Here is a 5062-nt window from a genome sequence, read left to right as displayed (position 1 = left end):
TCAAGGCGATCAACGCGGGGCTTCACGGGTTCGACGTGACATGGGGCCCGCTTGACTACCCCTACGTTGGGGACGGCAACCTTGCCGCGCCTCGGTCGGCCAACGTGAAGTTCTTCCAGTGCGAAGCGTTCGGATTCGGTGATGATGCGTTCACCACCCATAGCGCCGATGACGTTTCGTTCACGGAGTGCTTTGGTCACTCGCCGCGGCTCAGGGACAACTGCAACGCGTTCGAGATTGACGGCGACTCGAGGCGGGCCACGCTCACCGCGAACCGCTCGAAGAACTGCTATTCCGGCATCGAAATCAAGGGCCACGGCAACGAGTCCGCGGCACAGGATGTCATCATCAACGGTCACCGCGACGAAGGGTCCGTGCGGTCCTTCAACTTCCGACACATTGACTATCACCAGCCGACCGCGCCCCTGTCGAAGACGGCCAAAAATATCGTCGCCACCAACCTCGTATCCATCAACCCAAACAACGATCAGGGGTTCCAGGATGAGGCAAGCCCACGGGCGCTGTGCATCAGCGCCTATCACGGGGTGTCGATTGCCGGGCTGACCGCCATTGGCCGTGGTGGATACGCTGCCGGCACTGTGGCGGTTGCTATCCAGTTCAAGTCAGGGCACATCAACCTTTCCGGGCTCAACATCTCCGGATGGACGGGCGCTGATCAGGACGTGTCGATTACCAGCGGTGACAAGGTGAACGTGTCGGGACTTACTTGTGTCGGTTCGGCTGCTCGAGCGGTCTATACGGGTTCGACCGTGACAGCGGTGAACATCACGGGCGTGACCGCCACAGCACCCGGCGCTGGCGCAGCCTACGGAATGGACTTGCACACTTCGGCGGGCGTCCGAGTGTCGGGTATAGCGGTGACGGGCTACCCCACACCGTTTCGGGCCGATGCCGTGAACTACCTCAGCATGGACGCGTTCGCGCGCCGTACAGAAGAGATTCCCGAAGGCGTCACGAAGCTTGCCGACCTCGACACGACGAAGGACTACTACGCGAGCACGACTGGCTTTGCGACGTTCACCGACCGGCCCGCGGGTCAGGGCGGTGGGAACTGGATCACGCACTCACGGATCAACAGCACTTCAACGATTCAGACGGTGACTAGGAACAGTTCGGGCGCGACGTTGCAGACTCAACACTGGCGCATCCTGGATTACACCAGCAAGGTGGTCGGCCCGTGGAACCGCACGAACATCGGTGACCTTGTGCCCATCTCGGGAGTCCTCGCTGCCGGTGTCACAACACCGCCGGCAGGAGCCGCGCCCGGTTCGGTTTGGCTGCTCAACAGCGCCGTCGCCATCGCGGCCTAGACAAATGTGAGGGCCCGCCACATGGCGGGCCCTCAGGTGACGATCTACGGTCGATTAGTAGTTCAGCTCGTCAGGGCCCGCTAGGACCGCAAGGTTGTCCTGCACTCGTTCGATGCACCTTCTGACAATGCCGATGCTTCTTTTCACAATCACCATGGCTGATACCAGCTCCCTCGTTGTACTGCCGGTGAGACCACAACACCTGTCTACGCGACGAACATTGGAACCAGATGAGAAGGCGACAAGGGGGAGATGAACAGGCAGTGAAGAACCGGTTTATGGCACTCAACGCCGTCGATCTTCAAGTGCCGGCCATCATGCCGGGGTAGGAGCATTAAACCGCACCACACCTCTCCCGCGGCGCCGCGATGACCGCGACCCTCTTCGACAACGGGAATGTACTCGGCCCAGACAATCACCTGGTGTCGAGGCGGCCCCGGAAGCTCAACACCATCTTCACCGACGAGCACGCGAAGGCGCTGGTTTCAGGCGGCGGCAACTGGTAACCGTCGCTCATAACTTCTCATCAGCCGGCTCGTCAGTGGTGACCTCATCTTGCACTACCGGCTCTTGAGGTGGCTCGGTCTCGTCAGGAGGGTCGACTATCGGCACATCGCGCCTCATGATGACTTGAGGCGGCGCAGACCCTGCTGGTATTTCGCCTTGATCGACATTGCAGTAGTACTGCACAAAGTCCGGCTCTCGATGACCCCCTGCTGATTTCGGGAATAGCTGCGTTGAAACTCGAGCGCTGACAACCTTCTCGCAACGCGGGCAGTACATCGTCGTGTTCGTATCCATCTGCCCGACTCTAGGCAGGGGTGACCGCGTTGCGCCATACCCAGCCTTCCCGGGTGGAGTCGACGTGTGGCTCGAAGAACCGAATTTTGATTGCTGTTGCTGTCCATGAGATCGCAAGGGCTTGGACTCGGACGGCTTGGGTGGGGTAGCGGACCCAGGCATACACCCGGCGGGGCCGATCGAAGTCCTTCGGCGGGTACTGCCGTAACTGGAGTTCCGCGGCGGTCAGAAGCATGGGCTCCTCCCGCATCACCCAGTCACCCACCCGCTCATCCATCAAGCGGCCGTAGTGCTCGGCATACCGCTTGTTCTGACCCACGCGAGGGAGCGTACGCGGCGTCAGTGACAGTCATCCTTTGATCATCCTTTGAGTGGTGTGACAAAGTGTAGTTTTGTCAAAGGAGTATCAATGGACCAGTACCTCGCCGCACTCGAGCAGATCGAGCAGAACAAGAAGAACGCCGCTGCGCTCGAGTCCGAGCGGTTGGACTTCAAGCAGGAGAAGAAGGAGAAGAAGGAAACCTTTCAAGACATAGCTGAAGCCGCCGTCTGCTTCGCGAATGCATCCGGAGGAGAGGTGGTGCTTGGCGTTGCTGACAGAGGTACAGGGGTCGAAGCTTTTCTCGGTACTGACATCCCGGCCGAGCTGCTCAAAGAGCGAATTTATACTCTTACTGAGCCCAACCTGCTCGTCGAAGTCCGAGAAGTAACACGTGCTTCCAGCCGCCTGCTCGTCATTTTCGTTCCCGCAGGCGTCGATGTCTATCAGACGAAGAAGACTTCTCCCACCCATCGTCTTAAAGATATGTGTTTAGTCATGACCCCTGCGGAAACGAGTCGGCTACACGACGAACGAAGAGGAATTGATTGGTCCGCTCAGTCTTCGGGGCGCGATATAGGGGAGATTGATCGTGCCGCTGCCTTCAAATTACGTGATCTTCTATCGCGAGTTACCAACCCAGCCGTGCAAGAGTTAGCTACCGCCGACACAGAATCACTACTCGTCGCTCTGCGGCTGCTACGCACCGATGACACACTGACTAATGCCGGTGAGCTACTACTTTGCCAGCCAATAGGAAGTCAAGCGCGTAATCTACTTGTATATCAGCATCGCGCAACGTCTGGAGGCGAGGCAGACTTTGTTCGACGGTGGGGTGCGCCGGTAGTCAGCGCTATCCCAGACGTGATGGAGGTCATTGCTAACCGAATCGGCATTACTCCAGTATCGACAGCATCTGGACAGCAAATTCAGATCGAAGACTACCCTCTATCCGCGATTCGCGAAGCCCTTGCAAACGCACTGATGCACGGCGACTTTAGGGAAGATAGGCCAGTTTCGGTGGAGCACTCACCGGAAACTCTCTTAGTCCGTTCACCAGGTCCTCTCGTTTCCGGCGTGATGCCCAGCAACATTTTGACCCATCCATCCAAACCAAGGTTTCCCCACCTTGCTGAAGTCTTCCGCACTTTAGGTCTTGCTGAGCAACTGGGGCAGGGAGTTGACCGGATGTTTAGGGACATGATCCGAAGTGGTCGCTCCGCCCCCACTATTAGCGAGGTCGGGGACCAGGTGAGAGACACACTCGTTACTTTCACAGGTGGACCACCAAACTCACGGGTCGCCCGCTTCCTGTCAACGTTGCCTACTCACGAGCAAAACGACACCGACACTCTGCTTGTGACTACGGTTCTTTGTGACAGGAAGACAATCACTGCTGCAGGTATAGCCCCAATCATCCAGAGGCAGATTGAGGCTTCAGAGGCAATTCTGAGAAGGCTAGCGACAGGTGAGGCTCATCTTCTTGAGCCTAGCGCTGGAACTGCAGGTCGTCGCCATCCCAACTACCGCTTACAGCGCGATGCACTTATCGCGCTTGGGCCTGCTGTTCGGTATCAGAAACGGTCAGTCAGCGAATCGGATGCGAAGGTTCAAGAACACATCGTTGACTACGGAATTATCAATAGTCGGACAATTCAAAGGCTGTTCGATATAGACGTCTACCAAGCCCGCGATATGCTCAGAGACCTGCTCGGACGCGAGATACTGGTGAGGGTTTCAGAGCAAACGAGAGGAACCGCCGTGAAGTATGGGCCCGGTCCAAAGTTCCCAATAAAAAAATATGCGCGATCAGCGCCAGTAGAGGACGAAGGCACACTGCTGTTCTGAATTCCGTTAACCCTGCAGTAGCATGCAGCTATGACAGTCGTCCTCATCTGGGGCAGCTCGCTAATACCCCTGTGGAGGTCAAATTGAGAAGCGAAGACCCAAAGTTTCAGATGGTGGAGGCACTCCTTGACGCATGAACCGGCGGCATCCCCTCCGAGCGGATCCTCCTATGTGCAAGCGCTGTTTAGCCGATTCAGGGCTGAGGTTCCTGAGACTTCTACCAGTTACTCACAGCGTCCTCCAGCCAGCCTTTACCACTACACAACACTCAATGGTCTTCAAGGAATCGTAGAATCAGGATCCGTTTGGGCTTCAGATGCACGATTTATGAATGATTCATCAGAGCTTTCTTACGCCCACCAAACCATCATCAAATATGGGAGAAGGTTTCTTGAGTCTCTTAATGATGACAACTGCAAAGAAATTGGTTTGGCAGCCCTTGCCTCTTTCGAGAGAGGGTCGATCCAGGATGATCCGTTCATAGCATGCTTCTGCGAAAAAGACGACCTGCTGTCCCAGTGGAGAGGCTACGGACCGGAAAACGGTAGCGCCTCACTCGGTCTAGACCTCGTTAGTATCTATGACTCTGCGTCTAAGCCTGGCCACCCATCGATCGTCAAGGTAATCTACAATCGGACTGACCAACGGACGCAATTGGAGCTTGCGCTTGGAAGGGCAGCCGATGTAATCCTGCGCTTGAGAAGCCAAGGGTGGGATGACGGATCAAGGTTGACTAAATTGAGTGAATTCGCATTCCAAAACA

At 56.7% G+C, this 5062-nt stretch carries 5 protein-coding genes; 3 read left to right on the top strand and 2 right to left on the bottom strand.

Features of this window, described 5'->3' with window-relative positions; translation table 11 throughout:
* Positions 1-1331 (top strand): hypothetical protein (locus tag CVO76_RS15095; protein WP_208739976.1); only part of this gene is annotated, 1331 nt, incomplete at its 5' end.
* A gap of 513 nt (positions 1332-1844) precedes the next feature.
* Here the strand turns inward: CVO76_RS15095 and CVO76_RS15090 are convergent.
* On the bottom strand, positions 1845-2132 hold the full coding sequence (locus CVO76_RS15090) for a hypothetical protein (protein WP_208739975.1): 288 nt from the start codon (positions 2130-2132) through the stop codon (positions 1845-1847).
* A gap of 10 nt (positions 2133-2142) precedes the next feature.
* Entirely contained in the window at positions 2143-2451 is a 309-nt protein-coding gene (locus CVO76_RS15085) for a hypothetical protein (protein ID WP_208739974.1), read from the bottom strand.
* Between the two features lie 90 nt (positions 2452-2541).
* On the opposite strand from CVO76_RS15085, the gene CVO76_RS15080 reads away from it, so the two are divergent.
* Both CVO76_RS15080 and CVO76_RS15075 read left to right on the top strand, forming a co-directional pair.
* The gene (locus tag CVO76_RS15080; RefSeq protein WP_208739973.1) at positions 2542-4299 is read left to right on the top strand and encodes an RNA-binding domain-containing protein; all 1758 of its coding nucleotides are present in this window, start codon (positions 2542-2544) and stop codon (positions 4297-4299) included.
* Positions 4300-4626: 327 nt separating this feature from the next.
* Positions 4627-5062 (top strand): hypothetical protein (locus tag CVO76_RS15075; RefSeq protein WP_208739972.1); only part of this gene is annotated, 436 nt, incomplete at its 3' end.

It is taken from the genome of Arthrobacter agilis (genome assembly GCF_002953615.1).
Classification (GTDB): domain Bacteria; phylum Actinomycetota; class Actinomycetes; order Actinomycetales; family Micrococcaceae; genus Arthrobacter_D; species Arthrobacter_D agilis_B.
The sequence above is the reverse complement of the archived record's forward strand: the minus strand, read 5'-3'. Positions and strand labels throughout refer to the sequence as shown.